Source organism: Sulfurospirillum sp. HTRB-L1 (assembly GCF_059415125.1).
In genome coordinates this window covers 251,553-277,103 of sequence record NZ_JCAHZR010000002.1, presented here as the reverse complement: position 1 = coordinate 277,103, position 25,551 = coordinate 251,553, and the positions used below count along the sequence as shown (strand labels likewise).

Here is a 25,551-nt window from a genome sequence, read left to right as displayed (position 1 = left end):
AAGGAGAAAAGATGGAAGTTAGTAAAGAGCGGCTTTATGAAGAGGTGCGTACGGTGTACGGGGAAATTGCCCAGGGCAAGCGTTGCGGGTGTGGGCCCAGTTGCTGCGGGGATGCAAAAACGCAAAGTTTGGGGCTAGGGTACAGTGCCACAGCCTTAGCCTTGGTGCCAGAAGAGGCCAACAAAGGGCTAGGATGCGGAAACCCCACGGCCATAGCAAGCCTCAAAAAAGGCGAAGTGGTGGTGGATTTGGGCAGTGGCGCGGGGCTAGATGCCTTTTTGGCGGCGCACCACGTGGGCGAAGAAGGACGCGTGATTGGGGTGGACATGACCCCGCAAATGCTCACCAAAGCCCGTGAAAATGCCCACAAGGGAGCTTACACCAACGTCGAGTTTCGCCTAGGGGAAATCGAAAACTTGCCCATCGCCGATGGCGTGGTAGATGTAATCATTTCCAACTGCGTCATCAACCTCTCCCCTGACAAATCCCGTGTGTTTGAAGAAGCGTACCGCGTGCTAAAACCTGGCGGCCGCTTGGCTATCTCAGACATGGTAGCCCTGGCCCCCTTGCCCGAGGCTCTAGCCAAAGACATTGGGCTGTACACGGGCTGCATGGCGGGGGCTTTGGTGGTTGAGGAGATGGAGCATTTGCTCACATCGTGCGGGTTTGAAGGGGTGCACATCACCCCAAAACAGAAAAATACCTTTGGCGCTGCCCAAGACACCGTTGAAGGTTACGTGGTTTCAGCAACCATCGAAGGAGTGAAGCCAAAACCGTAGTATAATGCGCAAAATTCTTCTAAGGCGAGCAAAATGACGTGGTACCTTTTAGGCTTAGTGGCAGGGTTTGCGCTACTGGTGTGGAGTGCGGGAAAATTTGTCGAAGGTGCGGCGTCCACGGCAAAACATTTGGGCGTGCCCATGCTGCTCATTGGCGTTTTAGTGGTGGGGTTTGGCACGAGTGCGCCAGAGATGGTTGTCTCGGCCATGGCGGCCCTTGAGGGCAACCCCGCTTTGGCTTTGGGCAACGCCCTTGGGTCAAACATCGTTAACATCGCGCTCATTTTAGGGCTAACCGCAGTGATTGCACCCATTGCGGTGCATTCGAGCATCGTTAAAAAAGAGTTGCCTTTGCTCTTAGCCATCAGTCTTGTAAGCGGCTTATTGTTGCTTGATGGAGGGCTTAGTTTTGGCGAGGGCTTGGTGCTGTTGGCAGGGTTTTTTGGGCTCATTGGATGGTCGGTAGTGGCGGCGCTGAAGGGCAAAAATGACACCTTGGCAGCGGGAGTCGAAGCAGAAATCCCCGCCATGGCCCTAGGGGCAAGTGTGGTGTGGTTGGTGCTTGGCTTGGTGCTGTTAGTGGCAAGTTCGAGGCTATTGGTGTGGAGTGCGGTGGGTATCGCCGAGGCCTTTGGGGTGAGCGATTTAATCATCGGTCTGACTATCGTGGCCCTTGGCACCTCTCTTCCAGAACTGGCCGCGTCTATCGTTGCTATTAAAAAAGGGGAACACGACTTGGCTATTGGCAACGTGGTAGGCTCAAACATGTTTAACATCCTTGCTGTCATTGGCATCGCGACGGTGATTCACCCCATGGAAAACATCGCTAGCGAAGTGCTAAGCCGCGACTGGGTGGTGATGATGGGCCTTACCCTTGCGCTTTTTGCCATGGCTTACGGGCGCAAAGGACGCCAAGGGCGCATTGGCCGTGTGGAGGGCGCGTTGTTGCTTGGCGTGTATGTGGGGTACAATCTTGTGCTTGGGGCCTCCATAGGGGCGTTTTAGGGGGAGATTTTTTGCCTCGCCCTATTTCGAGACGCGTTGTCCCAATGGGTTAAAATCTCTCTTGCGGGTGATGCAAAAAATCTTTACATGTAAGGAAGCAAGTGATAGAATTTTTACTGTTTTTAGGCTTGCTTGGGGCGCTTAGTTCTATCGTCTTTTGGAGTGTTTTGTTGGGTATTTCACCTATGCCTTCTCTTCCTAAAACCGCCCGAAAAATTGCCCAACAGGTAAAAAAACACCCCGCTTCTACGGTGGTAGAACTTGGAAGCGGTTGGGGGACGTTGGCCCTTTGCATCGCTAGGCATAACCCCACGAAACAGGTGGTGGCGTATGAGCGCTCTTTTGTGCCGTACGCTTTTTCTTTGCTTCTTCAAGCCCTTTGGCGCACGCCTAATGTCACGTTTAAAAACGCCAATTTTCTTACCCACACTTTTACGAACGAGCAGATTGCCGTGGCGTATTTGTGTCCTCGCAGCATGGCATCTTTGTGGGAACATTGGAGCAATAAGGGCTTCCCCGGGGTTCTTGTGAGTGCCACCTTCGCCTTGCGTGGAGTCACCCCGACGCAAACCTTAAAGCCCTCAGGGTTTTTGGAGGCTATCTTGTTTGAATACACCACGTTTAAACCCACCGTGCTAAAATAACCCATCAAAAACAACAATATGAAGGAGTATTAATGAATCCAAAAACCCAATTTTTAGACGCTATGCAGTTTCGCCACGCGTGCAAACTTTTTAATGAGCAAAAAATCTCCAAAGAAGATTTACGGTTTATCCTCGAAGCAGGACGCGTGAGCCCTAGCTCTTTTGGGGTTGAACAATGGAAATTTCTCGTGGTGCAAAATGACGCACTTAAAAAAGAGATTGAAGCGGCTTCGTGGGGCCAAAAACAGATTTCCACTTCCAGTGATTTGGTGGTCATTTTGGCGCGTAAAGATGTGCGCAGTTCCGACGTGTACGCCAGAGGCCAACTCCGCCGTTTTGGCCTTCCCGAGGAAGCATTTAACAATTTTATTGAGATTTACAGGGCGTGGATTGATGGCAGGGACGACCAAACCTTAGAGCTATGGAGTGAAAAACAGTGCTACATCGCCGCGGCGAACATGATGAGTGCTGCGGCGTTTATCGGGATCGATTCATGCCCCATCGAAGGGTTTGATGCCACCAAGGTCAACGCTATGTTGGGCATCGACACCACCGTGTTTCACACCGCTTTGCTCATCCCCTTTGGCTACCGCGCTAGCGAACAACGGGCCAAATACCGCCTCAGTTTTGACGAAGTGGTGGAGTTTCGCTCTTAAGATGCTAAAAGCCCTTGAAACCTTTTACCGTGTCGTAGAGGAAGAGGACTTTGTGGAAGCCCATGAAGTCCTTGAAGACACCTGGCGTGCTTGGAAAAACAACCCCGCAACCCGCCAAGAAAGTTACATCCTTAAAGGTCTCATTAATGGGGCCACCGCTTTGGCCTTAGTGCGCTTGGGGCGGGAGGCCTCAGCGCACAAAGTGTGGGAAACCTACGAAAAATACCGCCCGCTCATCGAGACAACCCCTTCGCCTTTGACGTTGGATTACCGCCGTGCTTGTGCGCTTTTGGAGGCAAAATACACTGAGGTCTTTACGGGCACCAAACCCCGCTAACTCCCAATTTACGCACTCACTTCTACCGCAGTTTCAATCCAACGCTCAGATTTTACCTTCCCTTCTTCGGGCTCTTTGGTGTCAAGTTTTTCAGGGGCTACACCCGCTTTTACTAAAGCTTCTTTGAGTGCTTCGGCGCGGGCCTTGGCTAGGGCATGAAGCTCTTGGGTAGAGATGGCGATGCTTTTTTGAAGGGCGCTTAGCAGCGCTTCGTGAAAGAGTACGACGTCAAGTTTCCCCTCTTTAGTATAGGTTTTTTGCAAGGCTTCGTACGCTTCTTTGGAAAAAGCCTCATGAAACCATGCGTTAAGAATCTCCTCGTACGCTTTTCCCTTTTTGGTTTCTGTATCGATGCGTGCTTGCGCCGCTATTTGCTGTAAGGCTGCCGTATCACGCGCGACGTGGTAAGTGCCTGTTATGTTGAGACGCAGTTGCGGGCGCTCTTCTAAAATCTTGCGGTAATGGACCATTTTTTCCTCTTCTGAGGGCAATAACGTCGCCACACCCGCGTCAAAATCGATGGCTTTTAACGTCTCGCCATCGATGCCAAGTAAGCTTCCTAATAAGCGAAAAGGAGAGGTGACAATGTTGGTGAGCACGTTGGTGAACGCACGCCAAATGATGGCCCCGTAACTAAACTGCGGGTCGTTTAAGTCCCCGTGCACCGGCAGGTTTAAATCGATACGGCCATTGCGGTCTTTGAGCAAGGCGATGGCAAGGTTTAAAGGCAGGTTTAGCGCCTCTGGACTTTCGATGCGTTCCCCAAGGGTCAAGGTTTGAAGCACGATGGTGTTGTTGCCTTGGAGGGACTTTTGGCGCACTTTATAACCCAAATCCAAATCTAGCCGCCCATCGCTAATGGCATACCCCACAAACTTTCCCGAATAGGGTGAAAGGCGTGTAAGGTCGATGTTTTTAAACAAGACCCCGATGTCGATGTGGTTGGCAAGGTCAAAGGGAAGCATTTCCCCGTCAATTTGCACGTAGCCGTAGCGCTCAACAGCTCCCGTGAGCGCTAACTTAGAGGGTTGGGTGGAAGTGAAATCCAACGTGGAAAGCGTGCCTTTGAGGGAGTTAATTTGGGTGGCAAAAGGCAAGGGCAAGGAGTCGTCTTTAAAATCCATCGACCCTTTTTCAAGGCCCATTTGAGTGAGTTTGATGTCCAAGGGAGCCGTTTTTGTAGCGGGTGCTTGGTTGGGGCTTTTTGGGAAAAGCGCCCCCATATTGGTGCTCATGTCGGAGCGAATGTGCAAAGAAGCGTAGGGTTCTTGGAGGATGACCTCCTTTACATGTAACGCAAAGGGGTGGGTTTGAAACTCCAGCGCTTTAACCCCAAGGTTTTTCCAACGCACCAAAGGGGTGTTGGCGCGGTCGCCAATGGCAATGTTTTTGAGGCTAAAGGCACTGGTGGCGTGGAGGGAAAAATCCTCTTTCACCGTATAAGAGCTTTGTAATTCCAAGGCCCCTGAAGCAAAAATCCCGTAAAAATAGGGCGTCAAATAAGGTGCGTAATGGGGAAGGTTGGGGTGGGAAAGAGTAAGCGCACCTTGGGCGCCAAAGGGCGCGATGGTCACCTTTCCTGTATTGGTCACCTTTGCCCCATCGGCTAGGGCGCTTAGAGTGTAGGCAATAGGCGCAGAAAAATCGCTAGAAAGGAGAGAGGTTTCCAGTGAAAGTGCTTGCAAGCGGTGGGTTTGTGGCCCACCTAGCACGACCGCCTCACCCCCTTCAAGCCACACTTTTTCCACCTGCACTAAAAAAGGTGTCGAGGGGGTTTCTTGGTCACCTTTTGTGGTATTTTCTTGGCTCTCTTTTGAAGGAGGCAAAAGATGTGCTACATCCAAGGTGCCATCGTCCAACAATGAAGCCTGAACAAAAGGGGCATCTAGCCCAATGCTTTCTACATGTAAGGTGCCTTCTTGAAAGGTAACTCCCTTTACATGTAAGGCTTTTAGGGTTCCAAAAGGCGTTTGTTCGCCTGCTTTTGCCGCCCAAAATCCTTCCACGCGCGTGGAAGGCAAGGCAACAAAAGTTTGTTGGTTTTTAAAAGCGCCTTGCATGTTGTGCACGGCGATGGTAGCGAGCTTGGCGTGAAGGGCATTGGCGTACGTCATAGCAAGCGTTGAAGCATCAAAATTCCCTCCTTGAAGGAGACCCTCCCAGCCGTCTTTATCCATGTCAAAGCTAGCCCTTAGGCCAGAAATCCCCAAAGCCAAAGCACTGAAAAAGGGTTGCCCACGCTCTAAAAGCGCCACATCTTTGAGCTGTAATTGTGCGTTATTGATGCTTACATGTAAGCCTTCTTCGCTCCACTCCACCAAGTAGGGAAACTCCAAGGTGGCGCGGGCGTTGGTGAGCGCGTAGGGCGAATCGTGCAACACATAGTCCCAAAATTCTCTCAACCGCGCATTTTCAAGCCGCGCGTTGCCGTAGAGTTTGAGTGGATTAAGGCTTACCCCACCTTCCCACCCCAGCGCATCAAGCAAAGACCCCACCCCTCCAAAACGGTGCGCCCCTACTGCGCCAAGTTTGGTGCTTAAATCCCGTGCCGTGTAGTGTAAGCCCCCAAGGGTAGTGGAAAACACTTCGGCTTTGCTCGCATCCGTGTAGGTGAGGCTTCCTTGTTCAAGGTGAAAGTTTTTAAGGAGAAAATGGAGCGAAGAGGGGGAAGAAGAAGCCTCTTCTTTGGGTGAAGTGGGCGGTAAAAGGTGGGCCAGATTTAAACGCCCGCCCGTGGTGATGGTGACAAAGACCCTAGGCTTCAGGATGTGCAAGGTTTCAATAGTAAGGGTTTTGGTTACCAGTGCGGTGGGGTTTACATCTACAAAAAGCGTTTCAATACGCAAGGCGGTGGCGCCGTATTGATCATCCAGACGCACATCATGAAGGCTTAGGGCAAAGGTAAAAGGATTAAGACGTGCGCGGGAAAAGTCAAGGTAAATACGGTGGTTTTTTGCCAGATAGGAGGGTAAAAACACGGGTAAAAGCAGGGGAATGAGGAGCGCGCCGATGAGCGCATAGCCAGCGATGATGCCGCCTATCCAAAGGCTTAAGCGTTGGTAGAAAGGACCCATGAAATCCTCCTTAGATGGTGCTAAGATTGTAACACAAAGTCCTTGAAAAATTGTGTTATAATCGCCCTAAAAACGGGGTTTTCTCATGCTTGTGCATATTTGTTGCTCGGTGGATAGCCACTACTTTTTACAGCGCCTTCAAGAAGCCTTTCCCCAAGAGCCTCTTGTGGGATTTTTTTACAACCCTAATATTCACCCTTACGAAGAATACCTCTTGCGTCTTGGGGATGTGCGGCGCAGTTGTGAACACTTGGGTATTGAACTTCTTGAAGGCGAATACGCCCTTGAAGCGTGGCTTGAAGAAGCCAAAGGGTTGGAATGCGAACCTGAAAAAGGGAAGCGCTGTGAGATGTGCTTCACTTCCCGCCTCAATGCCTCGGCCCAAAAAGCGGTGGAGCTGGGCATTAAGCGTATTACAACCACCTTGCTCATGAGTCCTAAAAAATCCCTCCCACAGCTTGAAAGTGCCGCCAAAGAGGTGGAGCGCGCCTTTGGTGTGACCTTTGTGTCGGTGGATTTTCGCAAAGGCGGGGGTACCCAAGCCCAGTTTGCTTTAGCTAAGGAAGCGGGGTTGTACCAACAAAATTATTGCGGGTGTGTGTTTGCCCTTAGTGCCCAACGCAACGCCCAAAACAAGCCCTGTGTGGAGCTAGTTTCTTCGCTTGCCAACCAAACCCAACCCGGCTCCATTCATGAGCGTTTGGAGCTCTACGAAACGTCCCAATCCAAACGCCGCCAACGCTTTTTAAATTACCGGTTAAACCACGCACGGGTGATGCAAGAAGGGCGGGCGATTCCTTCGTATGTGTTGTTTTATTCCCTGCCTAGCAAGCCACTGCTTCAAGGGGAGTGGAAAGAGATGCAAGAGGGCGTAGCCTTGTTTTCCAAAGAACCCGCTTTGATGCTCACCCTAGCGGCGTTTAACGCCCTTGCAATGACGCAGTTTCAAAGCCTAAAAGACCTTTTAGCCACACCTGTGGAGGTTGAAAAAGAGTTACATGTAAGGCAAAAACTCGAAGGAACACTTTTCTCTTTAACGCCCATTCTTGTGGTTGAACATATCCCCCAAGGCAAAACAACCCTTTCCCTAGAGGCGACACTCTTTGAGGATGTTAGAGAACTTTTAGCAACCTTTCGCTAAAATTGACAGATTTTGCTTATGAGGTACTTATGATCGATATTAATGAAATTCAAACCATTCTTCCCCACCGCTATCCGCTGCTACTCATCGACCGTGTTACGGAGATGGAGGCGGGGAAATCCATCGTTGCGTATAAAAACGTCACCATCGGCGAACAGGTGTTCCAAGGCCATTTTCCGGGGCATCCCATTTACCCTGGTGTGATGATTATCGAGGGCATGGCCCAAGCGGGCGGTGTGTTGGCATTTAAAAGCATGGCACCCAGTGCTCAAGAAGAAACCAAAGAAAAAGTGGTTTATTTTATGAGCATCGACAGGGCCAAGTTTCGCGCACCTGTTACGCCCGGTGACAAACTCGAATACCGCCTTAGCGTGCTGAAACATAAAGGGGCTATTTGGGTGCTAGACGCCAAAGCCTACGTGGATGAGAAGCTAGTGGCCGAGGCCGAGCTTAAAGCCATGATTGTAGACAAATAAATGCCACAGATTCATCCTACTGCCACCGTTGAAACAGGCGCCGCTTTAGCCAAAGACGTCACGGTCGGCCCTTATGCGTTTGTGAGTGCCGAGGCTACGCTTCATGGGGGAGTTGAGGTGATGCAAGGGGCGCAAGTGTGTGGAAAAACCACCTTGCATGAGGGGGTAAAGGTACACCAATACGCCATCATCGGCACCCCGCCCCAAGACCTTGGCTACCAAAAAGAAGACGATGTGGGCGTGGTGATTGGGGCGCGTACCATTGTGCGCGAATTTGCGACCATTAACGCAGGCACCAAAAAAGGCGGCGGCACGACACGTATCGGTGAGGATTGTTTTATCATGATTTACTGCCACATTGGGCATGATTGCCAAGTGGGAGACCGTGTTATCATGGCCAACAATGCTACCTTGGCGGGTCATGTGGAGATAGGCTCTTATACGGTCATTGGTGGGTTGACACCCATTCACCAGTTTGTGAAAGTGGGTGAGGGCTGTATGATTGGCGGGGCCAGTGCCATTAGCCAAGACATCCCGCCTTTTTGCCTTGCTGAGGGAAACCGTGCTTTGGTACGGGGGCTCAATGCCATCGGCCTTCGACGACGGTTTGACAAAGAAACAATTGGTGCGCTCAAAGAAGCGTACCGGCAGTTATTTCGGGGCACATTGCCTATCAAAGAAAGCGCACAAGCACTGCTTGAAAAAAGTAGCAATCCCCAAGTGCAAACATTGTGCCGTTTTATCCTAACAACAAAACGGGGAATCCCATACGAGAGGGCAGGTCAAGATGAATTATAGAGAATGTAGTTTTTGTGGCGCGAAAGAGGGAAATGACACCCGTTTAATCGCAGGCAACCATGTGTATATTTGCGAGCATTGCGTTATTTCAGCCCACAAGATTTTCTTTGGAGAGACCAAAGAAAGCGAAACGATTAAAGCCTCAGAGCGAGAGCTTTTAGTACCTAAAGCACTTAAGGCCATGTTGGATGAGTTTGTCATCGGCCAAGAAAAAGCCAAGCGCGTCTTTTCCGTAGGCGTATACAACCACTACAAGCGTATTTTCAAACAAAACCTGGTGCACGAAGATGACACAGAAATTTCCAAGTCGAATATTTTGCTCATCGGACCAACGGGAAGCGGAAAAACACTCATGGCGCAAACCATGGCCAAATTTTTGGACGTGCCTATTGCCATTTGTGATGCCACAAGCCTCACCGAAGCGGGGTATGTGGGGGAAGACGTGGAAAACATTTTAACCCGTTTGCTCCAAGCTGCGGATGGGGATGTGAAAAAAGCAGAGCAAGGTATCGTGTTTGTGGATGAGATTGATAAAATCGCCCGCATGAGCGAAAACCGCTCCATTACCCGTGATGTTTCAGGGGAAGGGGTACAACAAGCACTTTTAAAAATCATCGAAGGTAGCGTGGTCAATATCCCACCAAAAGGGGGACGCAAGCACCCTAACCAAGAGTTTATTCAAATCGACACTTCTAACATTTTGTTTGTGTGTGGCGGTGCCTTTGATGGTATGGAAGAAATCATCAAACGCCGCATCGGCAACAATGTCTTAGGCTTTGGCCAAGAAAAACGCGGCAAGAGCGAAGAAGAAGGGTTGTTAGAACTCATTGAGCCGGATGATTTGGTGCATTATGGCCTCATTCCTGAGCTTATTGGCCGTTTACATGTAGTGGCGACCTTGGGCAAGATTGGGCAAGAAGAGATGGTGCGTATCCTCACCGAACCTAAAAATGCTATTTTCAAACAATACAAAAAACTCTTTGCCATCGACAGGGCAGATTTGGCCTTTGAACCCGAAGCCCTTGAAGCAGTAGCAAGCTTGGCTATCAAGCGTAAAACGGGGGCAAGGGGACTGCGAAGCATCATGGAAGAGTTGATGGTTGATATCATGTACGAACTCCCTGAGCTAGAAGGGTATGAAATCCTTATCACAGAAGATACGGTTATAAATGGCACCAAACCCTTGTACATCAAAAAAGATAAAAAAAGCGCGTAGCGCACAAAAGGCAATGTGAATGATATTAGATCAGTTAATCGGTTTTTTCTCTAGCGATATGAGTATCGACCTTGGTACGGCCAATACCTTAGTGCTTGTCAAAGGCAGGGGTATCATCATCAACGAACCCTCCGTTGTAGCAGTACAGCGCGATAAATTTGGGCGCCAAAAGATTTTAGCTGTAGGCCACGAAGCTAAAGAGATGGTGGGAAAAACCCCTGGGGACATCGAGGCTATCCGCCCCATGCGCGATGGGGTGATTGCAGATTTTGACATGACCGAAAAGATGATTCGCTACTTCATTGAAAAAGCCCACAAACGCAAAAGCTTTTTACGCCCACGCATCATCATCTGTGTGCCTTATGGCTTAACACAAGTGGAGCGCAAAGCGGTGCGTGAGTCTGCCATGAGTGCGGGCGCGCGGGAAGTGTTTTTGATTGAAGAGCCTATGGCGGCGGCTATTGGTGCAGGGTTGCCCATCCGTGAACCTCAGGGAAGCTTGGTGGTAGACATCGGCGGTGGTACGACGGAGATTGGTGTGGTTTCATTAGGGGGTTTGGTTATTAGCAAATCCATCCGCACCGCAGGGGATAAAATCGACATGTCTATTGTGGATTATGTCAAACGCAAATACAACCTGCTTATCGGCGAACGTACGGGCGAACAGATTAAAATCGAAGTGGGCAGTGCGGTGGCTCTTGATTCGGAACTTTCCATGATGGTCAAAGGCCGCGACCAAGTGAGCGGGTTATTGAGCCGCATTGAACTGACCAGCGAAGACGTGCGTGAAGCTATGCGTGAACCGTTGAAAGAGATTGCCGACGCACTCAAAGACGTACTTGAAGTGATGCCGCCAGATTTAGCAGGGGACATCGTGGAAAACGGCGTGGTGCTCACGGGTGGTGGTGCGTTGATTCGGGGTATTGACAAATACTTGGCTGACATCGTGAAATTGCCGGTGTTTGTTGCGGATGAGCCGTTGTTGGCCGTGGCTAAAGGTACGGGCAAGGCTTTGGAAGAGATTCAGCTTTTACAACAATTGGCGAATGAGTAGTAAGCTTAAATTTTTTTTTATCATTGGGGCATTTATCTTTGTCTCATTGAAATATGGGGGAAATGCACGGGGTATGGTGGCGGATTTTTCAACCGCCGTGACCACGGGCTATTTAACAACCCTTGAGCGCGCTAAAACGTGGACGCAAGACTACCTTGCGCAACGGGATGCTATTAGATTGCTTCGTGCACACAACAGTGAATTGGAGCGTTCAGCCCTTCTTTCCATTGCCTTTGCGGGGAAGCTCAACGCGCTATTAAAAGACCACGAAAAACCGCCTTATGCACCGAGTGTCAAATTGGTGCAAGCGGTTTCGTATGTGAACCTAAGTAACTATCACCGCGTGTGGCTTGATTTTGAAGATGCCAACCAATCACGCATTTACGGATTATTGCACCAAGGGAATACAGCAGGGATTGTGATTTTTGACCAAGGAAGACCTCTGGGCTTGCTTCAAGGTGACCCTAAGTCTATCTTTTCTGTTTCCGTGGGCGAAGACCACATTCCTGGGGTTGCGATGGGAAACAACCAGTACATTCAAGTGCGCTACATTCCCATGTGGATGGAACCAAAAGTGGGGGATGAAGTGACCACAAGCGGGATGGATGAAATCTTTTTTGCGGGGGTTCCTGTGGGAAAAGTGATAGAGGTGATTCAAGAAGAGTCTTACCAAAGTGCGGTTGTGTTGCCCTACACGCAGGTCAAGGCGCCCGTGTACATGTACGTTGTTGAGTAGAATTATAAAGGTTAGACCAAAGCCCTTGGTGGGTTTTTGTGTAAACTTTGAGCGAGGAATAAGCGATGCCAAAACGTGAAGACATAAAAACGATTTTACTCATAGGTTCAGGCCCCATTATCATTGGGCAAGCGTGTGAATTTGACTACTCTGGAACACAAGCTGCTAAAACACTCAAAGAGCTTGGATACCGTGTGGTACTCATTAACTCCAATCCCGCGACGATTATGACAGACCCAGAATTTGCTGACCGCACCTATATTGAGCCTATCACCCAAGAGGTGATTGAACGTATTATTGAAAAAGAAAAAGTGGACGCCATTTTGCCTACCATGGGAGGCCAAACTGCCCTTAATGCGGCCATGAAATTGTACGAAGGTGGCAGGTTGGGGGAGATTATTTTCCTTGGCGCAAACCCAGAAGCCATCAAAAAAGGCGAAGACCGCCAAGCCTTTAAAGAAGCGATGCAAAAGATTGGCATGGATTTGCCCAAAAGCCAATACGCCTATTCGATGGATGAAGCCATGAAAGCGGCTGCAAACATCGGGTTTCCGTTGATGATTCGCGCTTCTTATACCCTCGCGGGGGGCGGTAGTGGGGTAGCTTTTAATATTGATGAGTTTAAAGAATTGGCAGAAACAGGGTTGGAAATCAGCCCGATTAATGAAATCCTCATCGAAGAGTCGTTGCTAGGGTGGAAAGAATACGAGATGGAGGTCATTCGTGACCGTGCCGATAACTGCATCATCGTCTGTTCTATCGAAAACGTAGACCCTATGGGTGTGCACACGGGAGATTCTGTTACCGTCGCGCCCGCACTTACCTTGACGGACAAAGAGTACCAAAAAATGCGCAATGCCTCCTTTGCCATTTTGCGCGAGATTGGCGTGGATACGGGCGGGTCAAACGTCCAATTTGCTGTGCATCCCCAAACGGGACGCATGATTGTCATCGAGATGAATCCGCGCGTAAGCCGCTCTTCCGCCCTTGCTTCTAAAGCGACGGGCTATCCTATTGCAAAAGTGGCAACCTTGTTGGCAGTGGGCTTTACCCTTGATGAAATTACCAATGACATCACGGGCACGCCAGCGAGTTTTGAGCCAGTGATTGACTACATTGTGACTAAAATCCCCCGCTTTACCTTTGAAAAATTCCCTCAGGCAAACTCCACCCTGACCACGTCCATGAAAAGCGTGGGTGAAGTCATGGCTATTGGCCGGACCTTTAAAGAGTCCTTCCAAAAAGCCTTGTGTTCCATGGAGACAGGCTGGTCGGGGTTTGAGTTTGTGAAGGTGAGCGATGAAGAGCTGATTAAAGACATTCGCCGTCCGCATAGCGACCGTATGTTGTACGTTGCAGATGCTTTTGGACGCGGGTTTAGCGTCGAAGAGGTGCACGCGTGGAGCAAGATTGACCCGTGGTTTTTGAACCAGTTTAAAGAGTTGATGGAGTTTGAAAAATGCATCGATATGGACATTTTAAACGACGAACCCTTGTTGCGCGAAGCTAAAACCATGGGTTTTTCAGACAAGATGATTGCCAAGCTTATCAACCGTCAAGACAATTTAGAACTCACGCAAAATGACATTTACACCGCTAGAATGCGCCTTGGTATTGACTTTGAATACAACGAAGTGGACACCTGCGCGGCAGAGTTTAAAGCCCTTACGCCTTACTTGTACTCTTCCACTAACATTACCCGTTTGCCCAAAACCCCTGTTGTTAAAAGCGACAAAAAGAAAGTCATGATTATTGGCGGTGGGCCAAATCGCATTGGACAAGGGATTGAGTTTGATTATTGTTGTGTGCATGCGGCCTATGCCCTTAAGGACATGGATGTGACGACCATCATGTACAACTGCAACCCTGAAACCGTCTCCACCGATTATGACACCAGCGATATTTTGTACTTTGAACCTATCGATTTTGAACACGTGCGCAGCGTGGTGGAAAAAGAGCAACCCGATGGGGTGATTGTCCATTTTGGGGGGCAAACTCCACTCAAGCTTGCCAAGCGTTTAACGGTCATTGGCGCTAAGATTATTGGTACCACGGCACGGGTCATTGACATGGCAGAAGACCGTGAAAAATTTGCAGGATTTTTACGCAAATACGACATCAAGCAACCTGAAAATGATACCGCAACCAGTGAAAAAGAGGCTTTAGAAAAAGCCTCTAAGATTGGTTATCCCGTACTTGTGCGCCCCAGTTATGTCCTTGGCGGCCGTGCCATGCGCACGGTGTACAGCGAAGAGGAACTGCGCACTTACATGAACGAAGCGGTGAGCGTGAGCCATAACTCTCCTGTGTTGTTGGATAAATTTTTAGATAACGCCATTGAATTGGATGTGGACGCGATTTGCGATGGCAAAGAAGTCTACATCGGCGGCATCATGCAGCACATCGAAGAAGCGGGCATTCACAGCGGAGACAGCGCGTGTTCGTTGCCTGCTATTAGCATCAGCGAGCGTTTGCTCAAAGAAGTGGAAACCCAAACCAAAACCATCGCCTTAAATCTGGGGGTCGTGGGATTGATGAACATCCAATACGCTATTCACAATGACGCCTTGTATATGATTGAGGTGAACCCACGCGCAAGCCGTACGGTGCCTTTTGTGAGCAAAGCCACAGGCGTGCCTTTGGCAAAAGTAGCGACCCGTGTGATGTTTCAGGGCAATTTGCGCGAAGCCTTGGCCTTTTACGATACCTTCAAAGTGGTGACCGAAGAAAACGGTATTTTAAAACCCAAGATGAAGGGTCACATTGCCGTCAAAGAAGCGGTCTTTCCATTCAATAAACTCCAAGGGGCAGACCTTATCCTTGGTCCAGAGATGAAATCCACAGGCGAAGTGATGGGCATTAGCGACTCTTTTGCCATCTCTTTTGCTAAGAGCCAGATTGCATCCCATAATATTTTGCCTAAAAAAGGCACGGTGTTTGTCTCTCTCACCGATGTTGACAAAGCCCACGCCAAAGACATTGGGATGAAATTTGAAGCCCTTGGCTTTAAAGTGCTTGCCACTTCAGGAACCTACAAAGTCTTGGAAGAAGCAGGCGTGAAAGTGGAGTTTGTGTACAAGATTAGCGAAGGTCGTCCCAACGTGGAAGACATGCTTAAAAATAAAGAGATTGACTTGGTCATCAACACCAGCGATAACAAATCCAGCAAAGACGATGCTAAAAAAATTCGCCAATCGGTCTTGCGCTTTAAAATCCCCTATTTTACGACCATTGCCGCCGCTCTTGCTGCGACAAAGGCCATTGAAGCGATTCAAAACGAAAGTGCATTGGAACCCAAAGCCTTGCAAGATTACCTGGGCTAAAGATGAATCCCCACTGCGTGTATTTGGTTCAAACCGACACGACAGTGGGGTTTTTGTCTCAAGATAAAGCCAAACTCAACGCCATCAAAGGGCGTGACCCCGACCAGCCTTGCTTAAAAAGCGTGGCTACATGTAAAGAACTCCAAACCCACGTGCGGGTTCCCAATGCTTTTAAAAAATGGGTAAGATACGCTAAGAAAACGACTTTTTTATTTCCCAATGGCGAGGCCTTGCGACGGGTGAGTGACCCCGAGCATGGGACTTTTTTGCGGCCGTTTGGGTGGATGTATTCCACTTCGGCCAACCCAACGGGTCAGGGGTTTGATGTGGTGTTTGCCAAAGCGCAAGCAGACGTGGTGGTGGAAGACGCGCGCGGTTTTTTTGAAGCCCCACCCTCGCGCTTGATTCAACTTGGGCGCAACCGTGCAAGGAGAAAGCGATGAGCTATAAACTAGTCAATGGGTTTATTTTTGGGGTTATTTTGGTGCTCATGGTGGATTTTTTGGTGTTTATTGGGCTCAAACTTCATTATTTTGATGCGTTAGGTATTGCCGAATACTTCAACGTCTATTTTTTTGACCACCAGCCTTTCTTGCTCTTGGGTATAGGCGCTTTGGCGTTGGGATTTGGTATGCTTTACACCCGTTTTGCCAAAAAAATACAGTGGGCGTATTTGGCAGTGCTTGGCTTAAGTGCTTTAACGCTCATTGAGCCTGTGGGAATGGCACTAGGGGAGCAGTTTTTTCTTAAACCCGACCAACAGTTTCGCGTCGGCACGACCAATTTTCGCGCCGACTTGTTGTACGAAGGACGCTATGCCATCTACGTCCAACGCGCAGACATGGCCAACACGATTAGGATTTTAAAAACTGACGTTACGTGGATTCAAGAGGGTTTTTAGAGGCAAGCAGGGTTTTAATCGCGAGGCTTGCAAGGGCGAGCCCAAAACTTCCTGTGACCCCTACAAAACTTCCCAATGCCGTGCAATTGGGCGGTTCGCTTGAATACACTACTTGCAAATCCCCCTCAAAGCCCGCTTTGCGCAATTCGTAGCGAAACTTTTTTGCTAGGGCATCTTGTTTGGTGTTCCAAATAGAGTCAATGCAAATGCGCGTGGGATCAAGGCGTTTTGCCCCGCCCATGGAACACACCAATTTCTCCTTTACATGTAAGGCCAAAGCAACCTTGGCGCGCATGTCATCGATGGCATCAATTACCACATCATAGGCACTAAAATCATGGGCTTTAATCCACGCCTCATCCACCCTTACATGTAAGGGAGTAAGCGAAGGATACAAGGTGGCCAAGCGATGCACTTTGACTTCACCTACCGCCTCACTGCCAATTTGCCTGTTTTGGTTGGTAATCTCGTACGTGTCCGCATCCACGATGGTAATTTTGCCTATGCCCGTGCGTACCAATGCATCCAAACAAAAACTTCCCACACCCCCCACACCCAAAAGAAGGATGTGCGCGTTTTGGAGGTGTTCAAAAGCACTTTCGCCAAAGAGCAGTTTAACCCGGTCGTACCGCGAGGCTACGCTAGCCATGTGTCTAGCCTTTGCATTTCATCGTAGGCGCTTAAGTCTAGGTGGATAGGGGTGATGGAAACGTAATTTTCTCCCACGGCGGTAAGGTCACAGAATTTTTTGTCGGTGGCTTTCCATTGGAGTGCGGGCGCGCCAATCCAGTAGTACTCTAATCCGCGTGGATTGCGGTGCAAATGGGCTTCGTTGCCATAAACCCGTTTGCCCAAACTCGTGACACGCATTCCACGACACGCACTTGGCGCGCAAGGGGGAATGTTGACATTTAAAAAACGCCGTTTGCCAAGGGGGAAGCCTTCGGTCAAGACTTTGTGGGCGAGGGTGGTTGCTGTTTCCTTGGCTAATTCAAACCCAAAACGGTCCAAAGAAGCACCTCCTCGTTCAAAGACCTGAGAAAAAGCGATGGCAGGGATGCCTTGCAACACCGCTTCCATGGCGGCACTGGCCGTGCCACTGTAGGTGATATCTTCCCCTAAATTTGCCCCAAGGTTAATGCCACTAACAACCAAGTCAGGCCTTTTGTCTTCGTTGAAAAGGGCGTGCAAGGCGAGGTAAATACAATCAGAAGGCGTGCCATCATCTAGCTTAAAAAAATCATCGGCAATTTGCACAAAACGCAAGGGGCGCGTGAGGGTCAAAGAGTGCCCGCAAGCCGATTTTTCGGTGGTTGGAGCCACAACACTCACATCGCCAAGGGGGCGCATGGCTTCGACAAGGGCCAGTAACCCTTCGCTTTCAAAGCCGTCATCGTTGGTGATTAAGATTCGTTTTTTTTGCATCAAGACCTCATGGTGTAGCGTTTTAAATTTCCTGAAAGACGCAGAGTTAACGCATGGCATTATAGCAAAAGGTTCGTGCAATCCAAGGCGAGCTCTAAGGGGGCAAAATACTAAAAATAATCAGAGTTTTAAAATTATGCATATTTTTAGTAAAATGTAAGATTTAATAAAGCTCCAAGTTTTACTTTACTATTATGAAAATAGGCCCATATTTTGGGCTAATTTATTACTTTAAGGAGTAACCATGAGACCAAATGGAGTATTACGATTGGCGCTTATGGCATTTTTTCTGATGTCATCTATGCACGCAGCAACGTGGAAGTATGCCATGGGCGAAGGCGAGAGCGACCCGCAGGGGATTTACGCCATGAAGTTTAAAGAGGAGATTGAAAAAAACTCCAACCACAAGATTCAAGTGTATCCTGTGGGAACCTTGGGCGAAGAAGCCGACATTTTGGAGCAAGCACAAGCAGGCTTGTTGCAGTTTGTAGGCCAATCCACGGGCTACATGGGTGCGAGCATTCCTGAAATGGATGTCTTTTTTGTGCCCTATTTGATGCCCACCGACCCCCAACAATTGGATGTTTTTTTTAAACAGGGTAAAGCCATTAATGGCATGTTTCCTGAAATCTTTCGTGAGCATGGGATGGAGCTTTTAGCCATGTTTCCTGAGGGCGAACAAGTGGTCACGACTATGAAAGAGTTTCGCTCCCCTGAGGATTTGCGCGGCATAAAAATTCGCACCATGCCCTCACCCTTGTTGCTTGAAACCTACAAAGCCTTTGGGGCTTCACCCATCGCGATGAGTTGGGGAGATTTGATTGGGGCCCTGAAAACCAACATGGTTGATGGCCAAGAAAACCCTGCGGTGTGGATTGAAGCTTATGGGTTGGACGGATTATCTAAGGTGATGACGTACATGGGGCACAACCATTTCACTGCCACCGCGATGGCCAACTTAGATTTTTTTAATAGCCTTGGACAAGAAGACCAAACCCTCATCCGTAACGCCGCCGCTGTGGCCCGTGAGCATGTTTTGGAAGTGGCTCAAGAGTTTGATGCCATAGGGCGTGAAAAAATCAAAGCCAAAAACCCAGACTATAAGATTGTGCACCTTAGTGAAGAAGAGCGCGCGCGCTTTCGTGCCCGTACCACTTCGGTGGAAGAGGCGTTCGTAAAACGCGCAGGCAAACGGGGTGAAGAAGTATTAAAACAAATGAAAGCTGACTTAGCACAGGCAACCAAGTAAAAACAAAAGAGAGGGCGCTTTTGCATTGCCCTCTCTTTACATGTAAGGATTTAGGATGAAAGGATTAGGCCATTCCTCTGGTGTGTTGGGCTTTGTCGATCGGCAAATTAGCAGACTTGAGGGATTGATATTGGCGGTGAGCGTGTTGCTCATGGCGACCAATACGATAGTGGGCGTGGTAAGCCGTTTTGTGTTTGACCACTCTTTGGTGTTTACAGAAGAACTCAATAGCATTTTTATTGTGATGGTGACTTTCGCGGGGATTAGCTACGCGGCGCGCCAAGGAAGGCACATTCGCATGTCGGCGATTTTTGACACCTTTCCCGACTGGCTGCGCAAGGGGTTTATGATCGTCATTGCTACGCTAACTGCGGGGATGATGTTTTTTTTGTGCTACTACGCGGTTGATTATATCAACACGATGTACAGCAAAGGGCGCATCATGCCTGCCCTTGGGATTCCAGTGTATTGGATGTACATCTGGGTGCCTGTGGGGCTTTTTATGACGGGAGTGCAGTATGTGTTAACCGTCATCCAAAACCTGCGTCAAAAAGACATTTACCTCTCCACAGAAGTGTTGGACGGGTACGGTGATATAGATGCCGACATTGAAGTATAAGGGGAACCCATGGCAGTGATGATTTTTTCTATTATGGTTGGGTTGCTTTTGTTGGGGTTTCCCATGATGATTCCCTTGTTAGCAGGGGCGGCCGTTGGGTTTTACGAACTCTTTGGGGATTTTGGCAGAATGGAGTTTATGATTCAACAGATGATGGCGGGTATTCGCCCTTCTTCGCTCATCGCCGTGCCGATGTTTATCCTCTCCGCAGACATCATGACACGCGGGCAATCCGCAGGACGGTTGATTGATTTGGTTATGGCCTTCGTGGGACACATCAAAGGGGGCTTAGCCGTGAGTACGGCTTCGGCATGTACGCTTTTTGGAGCCGTGTCTGGCTCCACGCAAGCAACGGTGGTTGCCGTTGGGTCGCCGTTGCGCCCAAGGCTAAAACAAGGCGGGTATAAAGATTCGTTTATCTTGGCGTTGATTGTAAATTCCAGCGACATTGCTTTTTTGATTCCTCCAAGTATTGGGATGATTATCTACGGTGTGGTCTCCAAGACCTCTATCCCTGAACTTTTTATTGCGGGCATTGGGCCAGGACTGTTGATTTTGGCGATGTTTTCGGCCTACAGTGTGTTTTACGCCTATAAGCACAACATTCCCACGGAACCAAAAAGTTCGTGGAAAGAGCGGGCCATTGCGGTGTACAGGGCGCTGTGGCCCTTAGGGTTTCCTTTTATTATCCTTGGGGGGATTTTTACGGGTATTTTTAGCCCAACCGAAGCGGCGGCGGTGAGTGTGGCCTATGCTGTTATCTTGGAAATGGTCGTGTTTAGAACCATGGGGGTGCGTGCGTTGTATGAAACGGCCAAATCTACGGGCTTGGTTACGGCGGTGGTGTTTATCCTTGTGGCTTCGGGTGCCGCTTTTGCGTGGGTGCTTTCTTTTGCGCAAGTGCCGCAAGAGATTTTAGCGTCCATTGGGATTTATGAAATGAGCTCCCTTGGGGTGCTTGGGGTGATTTCTGTCGCCTTTTTTGTTGGGTGCATGTTTGTTGACCCTATTGTAGTGATTTTAGTTTTGGTACCTATCTTTGCACCGGTGGTGGAAAGTGTGGGACTAGACCCTGTACATGTAGGAACAGTGATTACCCTGCAAGTGGCCATTGGCTCAGCAACCCCTCCCTTTGGGTGTGATATTTTTACTGCCATTGCGGTGTTTAAACGGCCGTATATTGAAGTGGTAAAAGGGACGCCACCGTTTATTTTCATGCTTTTAAGTGTGGCCGTGTTGTTGGTCTTTTTCCCACAAATCGCCCTGTTTTTAAGGGATGTTGCGTTTAGATAAGGAGGGGTTATGTTTACGAAAATTTTAGTGCCCATTGATGGTTCGGACCTTGCCTTTGAAGCCTTGGATGTGGCGTGTGAAGTGGCCAAGACATACAAGGGCCAGATAATGATTTTATCGATTTTCCGCCATCACAGTGCGATGGAGCGGTCTTTTTCCATGGCTTCGGGCTCTAAAAATCCAGAAAGCTTGGATGCTGTACTCAGTGCGTATGCTAAGGAGATTGTAGAAGAAGGCAAAGCCCGCGCTAGGGCCCATGGCGTAGAAGCGGTGCGGGGGTTTGTGCGTGGCGGGCAGGTGGCAAAGCAGATTTTAGCCTTTGCAAAAAGCAATGAGATTGATTTGATTGTCATTGGGACGCAAGGGCAGGGGGATTTGAGCGGTTATCTTTTGGGCGGCGTGTCTCAAAAAGTCGCAGGACTTGCTCAGTGTCCTGTGCTTGTGGTGTGAGGGTTCTTTACCGCGGGTTTGTTATAATGCTCCAAAATTTTCCAAAGGATTTTCGTGCTCGCTTTTAAGTGTCTGATGAGGGTGGTTTTACAATACGGCGTGCACGTCCAATGAAACTGCTCGTTAGTGCCCTAGAGCCCTCGGCCAATCTTCACCTTGAACCCGTCCTTAACGCGCTTGGGCCTGTGGAGCTTTTTGGGATTTTTGACCCACGTTTTGGCACGCCTCACTTGCCTTCATCGGATTTTTCGGTGATGGGATTTTTGGACGTGGTGCCCAAAATTGCTATGGCAAAGCGTGCTATCAAGGCGTTGGTGGCCTTGGCAAAAACCGTGGATCGTGTGTTGCTGATTGATTCACCCGCTTTTAACCTCCCCTTGGCAAAAGCCATCAAAGAAGCCCATCCGCAGGTAAAAATCACCTATTACATTCTCCCTCAAGTGTGGGCGTGGAAGGCTAAACGCGCTGCCAAAGTGGAAGCCTATTGCGACAACCTTGCGTCGATTTTACCCTTTGAGTCCCGTTGGTATCCTTCTGCTGTGTTTGTGGGCCACCCCTTACTTGATGAAATCAAAGAGGTGAAAACCTCCCTTACATGTAAGGGAAAAATCGCTTTTTTGCCCGGAAGCCGTCCCAAAGAAATCGCTAGGTTGATGCCACTTTTCAAAGAAGTGGCAAGCCGTCTTGACAAAGAAGCGCAACTGGTCATCCCTCCGTTTATTGACCCCGAAACCATCCCTGCGCTTTATGGCGACATCACCGGCTTTACGCCCGTTTTTAATACCCATAAAGCACTCTTTGAGAGCGATTTTGCCTTCGTGTGCTCAGGAACAGCTACCCTAGAAGCAGCGCTCATTGGCACCCCTTTTGTGCTTGCTTATCGCGCCCATTGGTTTGATTTTGCGGTGGCAAAGCGCTTGGTTAAGCTCCCTTATGTTGGCCTTGCCAATATCATCCTTGGGTTTATGGGAAAAGCACCCTTGCACGAAGAATTACTCCAAGATGCCGTGTGCGTGCAAAGCCTTCTTGAGGCGTATGCGCGCATGGATGGTAGCGTCTTTTTGGAGCGTTCCAAGGCCCTTGGCGCCTTGCTAGAACACGGAAGCGCAGAGCACGTTGCTGCAATGATTAGGGTATAATACCCCTTATTTTTATGAGAAGGAAATGGATATGCAACATGAACCAATGACATGTTATGGGTATGAAAAACTTGAAGCAGAACTTAATGACCTTAAAAAAGTGCAACGTCCTCAGATTGTCCAAGAGATTGACATCGCGCGTTCTCATGGCGACTTAAAAGAAAACGCAGAATACCACGCCGCCAAAGAAAAACAAGCGTTTATTGAATCGCGTATTCACGAATTAAGCAATCTATTGAGCCGTGCAAAGATCGTAGACCCGTGTGCGTATGAACACGATTGTATTCGGTTTGGCTCAACCGTTACCTTGGAAAATTTGCAAACCGAAACGACCATCAAATACACCATCGTAGGGGTGACAGAGAGCAACTTAGAGCGTGGGCTCATCTCCGTGGGCTCACCTTTGGCAAAGCAATTAATGGGAAAAAAAGAAGGCGATGAGGTGACCGTTAGGTTGCCAGCGGGCGACCAAGAGTACGAAGTACTAGAGGTCGTGTACCAAACTATCGTTTTTGAGTAAGGAGAAGCCATGCAAGAAACAATCAACGTCGCCGTTATTGGTGCAAGCGGATACACGGGGCTAGAGTTATTAAAGATTTTAACCGTTCACCCCCGCTTTAAGGTGTGTTATGTGGGCACAAGTGAAGGGGGCGAAGAGATTATCGCGATGCATCCCTCTTTGAAAAACGTGGTGAGTGGCAAAGCGGAAAAAAGCGACGCAAATGCCATCGCAAAGGTGGCCAGTTTGGCCTTTTTGGCACTTCCTCACCAAGCGTCTATGGGATTTGCCAAGGAGCTTTTGGCATTGGGCGTGAAGGTGATTGACCTTTCGGCGGATTACCGTTTGACCCAGTCGGTGTACGAAGCCCATTATTGTCCACATGAAGACCCAACAAACCTTGCTCACGCCGTGTACGGGTTGCCAGAATTTTACCGCAAACCCCTCGCTTCGGCGTCATTGGTAGCAAATCCAGGGTGCTACCCGACCGCGACATTGTTGGCCCTCGTACCTTTTTTGCCTTACATGCGCCCCAACACGCCTATCATTGTGGATGCCAAAAGTGGGATTTCAGGGGCGGGAAAAAAGCCCAATCCTGTGACGCAATTTGTTTCTATCAATGAAAATATGATGGCGTACAATCCCTTGTCCCATCGCCACGAACCCGAGATTAAAGAGCAGTTGTTCAAACACTCAGGGGAACAAAAACAAGTTTGCTTTGTGCCCCAGCTCATCCCCGTAACACGGGGCATGTTGGTCAATGCGTACGTGCAGTTAAGCGAAAGCATCGACCCCCTTGCGGTGCTTGAAGCATACTACGCCAACGAGCCCTTTGTGCGCATCCGCCGTGAACCTGTGAGCCTTAAAGCAACCGCAGGAAGCCATTTTTGTGACATTTTTGCCAAAGAAAAAGAGGGGGTGTTGTTTTTGTCTTCCTCTATCGACAACTTACTGCGTGGGGCCTCTTCTCAAGCAGTGGTAAATGCCAATATTGTGTGCGGTTTAGACGAATACATGGGGATTCCAACCCTTAGCTATGTGCCCTAAGCCTACTCTTGAAACTGGGGCAATTTTTATTGCCGATGCACACGAAAACGCGCAACGGGACTTTTTACATCGGTTTTTTTTAGAACTTGAAGCGGGGGGCATTCCCCTGCCTCCCCAACTCTTTCTCATGGGGGATATGTTTGACTTGCTTGTGGGGGACATCTCTTACACGACCACATTGCACCGTGCATTGATTGGCCGTATTGATGCGATGGCACAAAAGATTCCCGTGTATTATCTTGAGGGCAATCACGACTTTAACCTCTCTAGTGTTTTTTCCCACGTGCACGTTATTCCCATTGGTTTGCAACCCTTACATGTAAAGACATCCGCAGGGGAAGCCTTGGTGTTACACGGGGATAAGTATGGCTTGGGTTTGCACCCTTTATACACACGTCTGATTCGCTCCCACGGCCTTTTGCGCGTACTTGAATGGTGCGATACGCACACCAACAACGCCCTTTCTAAAAAATTGCTCCGGTTTTTGGGCCAAAAGCACATTTGCAAAACCCTTGAAAATTTTGAACCCTTGACACAAGCACGACTCACCCATTATCCACTGCAAGGATGCGTGGCGGTCTTGGAAGGGCATTTTCACCAAGGAGTGGTGTTTGAAGTGCCAGAAAAGAGGCAATATATTAACTTTCCGAGTTTTGCGTGTGACCAAAGTTATTTTGTTGTACAATGCGCCAACAGCATACACTGTGCCAAACAGTATTTAAGGGGCAACAATGTTTGACGATAACGTGCTCAAAGTGGGCTCGAACGAAATGGAATTGGTCGATTTTCGCATTTTTAAGCAAGAAAAAGACCGCGTGTACGAGGGGATTTATGGCGTGAATGTCGCCAAAGTCCGGGAAATCATCAAGATTCCAAACCTCACTGAACTCCCTGGTGTTCCTGAATACATTGAAGGAATTTTTGATTTGCGGGGTGTGGTGATTCCTGTGGTAAACCTTGCCACATGGATGAACATCCAAGAACCTACCCAAATGAACATCAAGCCTCGGATTATCATTGCGGAATTTAGCAATATTCTCATCGGGTTTATTGTCCACGAAGCCAAACGCATTCGGCGCATCAGTTGGGATGACATTGAACCTGCCTCTTTTGCAACGGGTGTGGGCGCCTTGGATCGTAGTCAGATTACCGGCGTGACGCGGATTGAAAACGACGAAGTGTTGCTCATCTTGGACCTTGAGAGTGTTGTGGAAGAATTGGGCATCTACAAGCCCAAAGTAGACGAAAACGACTTTCATATCGAGCAAGTTATAGGAACGGCACTCATCTTAGACGACAGCACCATAGCGCGCAAATTGGTGCACGATGCCCTTAATAAAATGGGTCTTAAGGTCATTGAAGCCAAAGATGGCATCGATGGCATGAAGAAAATCGAAGAACTCTATGAAGTCTATGGCGCAGACCTTAAAAAAGAACTGCGCATTATCGTGAGCGATGTGGAAATGCCAAAAATGGACGGGTTTCATTTTGCGGCCAACCTCAAAGAAGACCCACGGTTTGCGAGCATTCCTATTGTCTTTAACTCTTCAATCAGTGACCATTTTAGTGAATTACGCGGAAAAGAGGCGGGCGGCGAAGCCTATTTGACAAAATTTGATGCAGCGATCTTTTACAAAGAAGTGTCCAAGGTCATCAAAGCACATATTAAAGCTCCAGAGTAGAGGTGGGA

Annotated in this window: 26 protein-coding genes; 23 read left to right on the top strand and 3 right to left on the bottom strand. The window is 49.0% G+C overall.

Annotated elements, in window-relative coordinates; all coding sequences use genetic code 11:
- Positions 1-11 precede the first annotated feature (11 nt).
- The 5 genes from AC5SLM_RS04080 to AC5SLM_RS04060 all read left to right on the top strand — a co-directional run bounded on the left by AC5SLM_RS04080 (position 12) and on the right by AC5SLM_RS04060 (position 3,421).
- Positions 12-779, top strand: coding sequence for an arsenite methyltransferase (locus AC5SLM_RS04080; RefSeq protein WP_495249657.1), 768 nt, complete (start codon positions 12-14; stop codon positions 777-779).
- A gap of 33 nt (positions 780-812) precedes the next feature.
- Positions 813-1,784 (top strand): calcium/sodium antiporter, encoded by a 972-nt coding sequence (locus AC5SLM_RS04075; protein ID WP_495249656.1) that lies wholly within the window; start codon positions 813-815, stop codon positions 1,782-1,784.
- Between the two features lie 101 nt (positions 1,785-1,885).
- On the top strand, positions 1,886-2,428 hold the full coding sequence (locus AC5SLM_RS04070; protein ID WP_495249655.1) for a class I SAM-dependent methyltransferase: 543 nt from the start codon (positions 1,886-1,888) through the stop codon (positions 2,426-2,428).
- Between the two features lie 32 nt (positions 2,429-2,460).
- A complete protein-coding gene (locus AC5SLM_RS04065) occupies positions 2,461-3,084 on the top strand; it encodes an NAD(P)H-dependent oxidoreductase (protein WP_495249654.1) in 624 nt (207 codons plus the stop codon).
- 1 nt (position 3,085) lies between these two features.
- Positions 3,086-3,421, top strand: coding sequence for a DUF309 domain-containing protein (locus AC5SLM_RS04060; protein WP_495249653.1), 336 nt, complete (start codon positions 3,086-3,088; stop codon positions 3,419-3,421).
- A gap of 8 nt (positions 3,422-3,429) precedes the next feature.
- On the opposite strand, the gene AC5SLM_RS04055 is transcribed toward AC5SLM_RS04060, so the two are convergent.
- Positions 3,430-6,495 carry a DUF748 domain-containing protein gene (locus tag AC5SLM_RS04055; protein WP_495249652.1) on the bottom strand — a complete coding sequence of 1,022 codons (3,066 nt, stop codon included), beginning with the start codon at positions 6,493-6,495 and terminating at the stop codon, positions 3,430-3,432.
- 85 nt (positions 6,496-6,580) lie between these two features.
- Between AC5SLM_RS04055 and AC5SLM_RS04050 the strand changes: the two genes are divergently transcribed.
- From AC5SLM_RS04050 to AC5SLM_RS04010, 9 genes are all read left to right on the top strand, one after another.
- A complete protein-coding gene (locus tag AC5SLM_RS04050; RefSeq protein WP_495249651.1) occupies positions 6,581-7,636 on the top strand; it encodes an epoxyqueuosine reductase QueH in 1,056 nt (351 codons plus the stop codon).
- A gap of 29 nt (positions 7,637-7,665) precedes the next feature.
- Positions 7,666-8,112: a 3-hydroxyacyl-ACP dehydratase FabZ gene (gene fabZ / locus AC5SLM_RS04045; RefSeq protein WP_495249650.1), complete on the top strand. Its 447-nt coding sequence runs from the start codon at positions 7,666-7,668 to the stop codon at positions 8,110-8,112.
- On the top strand, positions 8,113-8,910 hold the full coding sequence (lpxA, locus tag AC5SLM_RS04040; protein WP_495249649.1) for an acyl-ACP--UDP-N-acetylglucosamine O-acyltransferase: 798 nt from the start codon (positions 8,113-8,115) through the stop codon (positions 8,908-8,910).
- On the top strand, positions 8,900-10,126 hold the full coding sequence (gene clpX, locus AC5SLM_RS04035; protein WP_495249648.1) for an ATP-dependent Clp protease ATP-binding subunit ClpX: 1,227 nt from the start codon (positions 8,900-8,902) through the stop codon (positions 10,124-10,126). Before lpxA ends, clpX begins: the two co-directional genes overlap by 11 nt.
- A gap of 19 nt (positions 10,127-10,145) precedes the next feature.
- On the top strand, positions 10,146-11,180 hold the full coding sequence (locus AC5SLM_RS04030) for a rod shape-determining protein (RefSeq protein WP_205457832.1): 1,035 nt from the start codon (positions 10,146-10,148) through the stop codon (positions 11,178-11,180).
- Positions 11,173-11,916: a rod shape-determining protein MreC gene (gene mreC / locus AC5SLM_RS04025; RefSeq protein ID WP_495249647.1), complete on the top strand. Its 744-nt coding sequence runs from the start codon at positions 11,173-11,175 to the stop codon at positions 11,914-11,916. Before AC5SLM_RS04030 ends, mreC begins: the two co-directional genes overlap by 8 nt.
- 65 nt (positions 11,917-11,981) lie before the next feature.
- A complete protein-coding gene (carB, locus tag AC5SLM_RS04020; protein ID WP_495249646.1) occupies positions 11,982-15,239 on the top strand; it encodes a carbamoyl-phosphate synthase large subunit in 3,258 nt (1,085 codons plus the stop codon).
- Positions 15,240-15,241: 2 nt separating this feature from the next.
- Positions 15,242-15,682, top strand: coding sequence for a Sua5 YciO YrdC YwlC family protein (locus AC5SLM_RS04015; RefSeq protein WP_495249645.1), 441 nt, complete (start codon positions 15,242-15,244; stop codon positions 15,680-15,682).
- Positions 15,679-16,140 carry a hypothetical protein gene (locus AC5SLM_RS04010; RefSeq protein WP_495249644.1) on the top strand — a complete coding sequence of 154 codons (462 nt, stop codon included), beginning with the start codon at positions 15,679-15,681 and terminating at the stop codon, positions 16,138-16,140. Before AC5SLM_RS04015 ends, AC5SLM_RS04010 begins: the two co-directional genes overlap by 4 nt.
- Here AC5SLM_RS04010 and AC5SLM_RS04005 read toward each other — a convergent pair.
- Both AC5SLM_RS04005 and surE read right to left on the bottom strand, forming a co-directional pair.
- Positions 16,115-16,789 carry a tRNA threonylcarbamoyladenosine dehydratase gene (locus AC5SLM_RS04005; protein WP_495249643.1) on the bottom strand — a complete coding sequence of 225 codons (675 nt, stop codon included), beginning with the start codon at positions 16,787-16,789 and terminating at the stop codon, positions 16,115-16,117. The genes AC5SLM_RS04010 and AC5SLM_RS04005 overlap by 26 nt on opposite strands.
- Complete coding sequence (gene surE, locus AC5SLM_RS04000) at positions 16,777-17,565, bottom strand: 5'/3'-nucleotidase SurE (RefSeq protein WP_495249642.1); 789 nt, start codon at positions 17,563-17,565, stop codon at positions 16,777-16,779. Before surE ends, AC5SLM_RS04005 begins: the two co-directional genes overlap by 13 nt.
- Positions 17,566-17,809: 244 nt before the next feature.
- Here surE and dctP point away from each other — a divergent pair, with 244 nt between their 5' ends.
- From dctP to AC5SLM_RS03955, 9 genes are all read left to right on the top strand, one after another.
- A complete protein-coding gene (gene dctP, locus AC5SLM_RS03995; protein ID WP_495249641.1) occupies positions 17,810-18,814 on the top strand; it encodes a TRAP transporter substrate-binding protein DctP in 1,005 nt (334 codons plus the stop codon).
- A 55-nt stretch (positions 18,815-18,869) separates the two neighbouring features.
- Positions 18,870-19,433, top strand: coding sequence for a TRAP transporter small permease (locus AC5SLM_RS03990; RefSeq protein WP_495249640.1), 564 nt, complete (start codon positions 18,870-18,872; stop codon positions 19,431-19,433).
- Between the two features lie 9 nt (positions 19,434-19,442).
- On the top strand, positions 19,443-20,726 hold the full coding sequence (locus AC5SLM_RS03985; RefSeq protein WP_495249639.1) for a TRAP transporter large permease: 1,284 nt from the start codon (positions 19,443-19,445) through the stop codon (positions 20,724-20,726).
- Between the two features lie 9 nt (positions 20,727-20,735).
- Complete coding sequence (locus AC5SLM_RS03980; RefSeq protein WP_495249638.1) at positions 20,736-21,176, top strand: universal stress protein; 441 nt, start codon at positions 20,736-20,738, stop codon at positions 21,174-21,176.
- 92 nt (positions 21,177-21,268) lie between these two features.
- The gene (lpxB, locus tag AC5SLM_RS03975) at positions 21,269-22,315 is read left to right on the top strand and encodes a lipid-A-disaccharide synthase (RefSeq protein ID WP_495249950.1); all 1,047 of its coding nucleotides are present in this window, start codon (positions 21,269-21,271) and stop codon (positions 22,313-22,315) included.
- A gap of 31 nt (positions 22,316-22,346) precedes the next feature.
- The gene (greA, locus tag AC5SLM_RS03970; RefSeq protein WP_495249637.1) at positions 22,347-22,835 is read left to right on the top strand and encodes a transcription elongation factor GreA; all 489 of its coding nucleotides are present in this window, start codon (positions 22,347-22,349) and stop codon (positions 22,833-22,835) included.
- A 9-nt stretch (positions 22,836-22,844) separates the two neighbouring features.
- On the top strand, positions 22,845-23,861 hold the full coding sequence (gene argC / locus AC5SLM_RS03965; RefSeq protein ID WP_495249636.1) for an N-acetyl-gamma-glutamyl-phosphate reductase: 1,017 nt from the start codon (positions 22,845-22,847) through the stop codon (positions 23,859-23,861).
- Positions 23,851-24,600, top strand: coding sequence for a UDP-2,3-diacylglucosamine diphosphatase (locus tag AC5SLM_RS03960; RefSeq protein ID WP_495249635.1), 750 nt, complete (start codon positions 23,851-23,853; stop codon positions 24,598-24,600). Before argC ends, AC5SLM_RS03960 begins: the two co-directional genes overlap by 11 nt.
- Positions 24,593-25,543 carry a chemotaxis protein gene (locus AC5SLM_RS03955; RefSeq protein WP_495249634.1) on the top strand — a complete coding sequence of 317 codons (951 nt, stop codon included), beginning with the start codon at positions 24,593-24,595 and terminating at the stop codon, positions 25,541-25,543. Before AC5SLM_RS03960 ends, AC5SLM_RS03955 begins: the two co-directional genes overlap by 8 nt.
- The last annotated feature ends 8 nt before the right edge of the window (positions 25,544-25,551 follow it).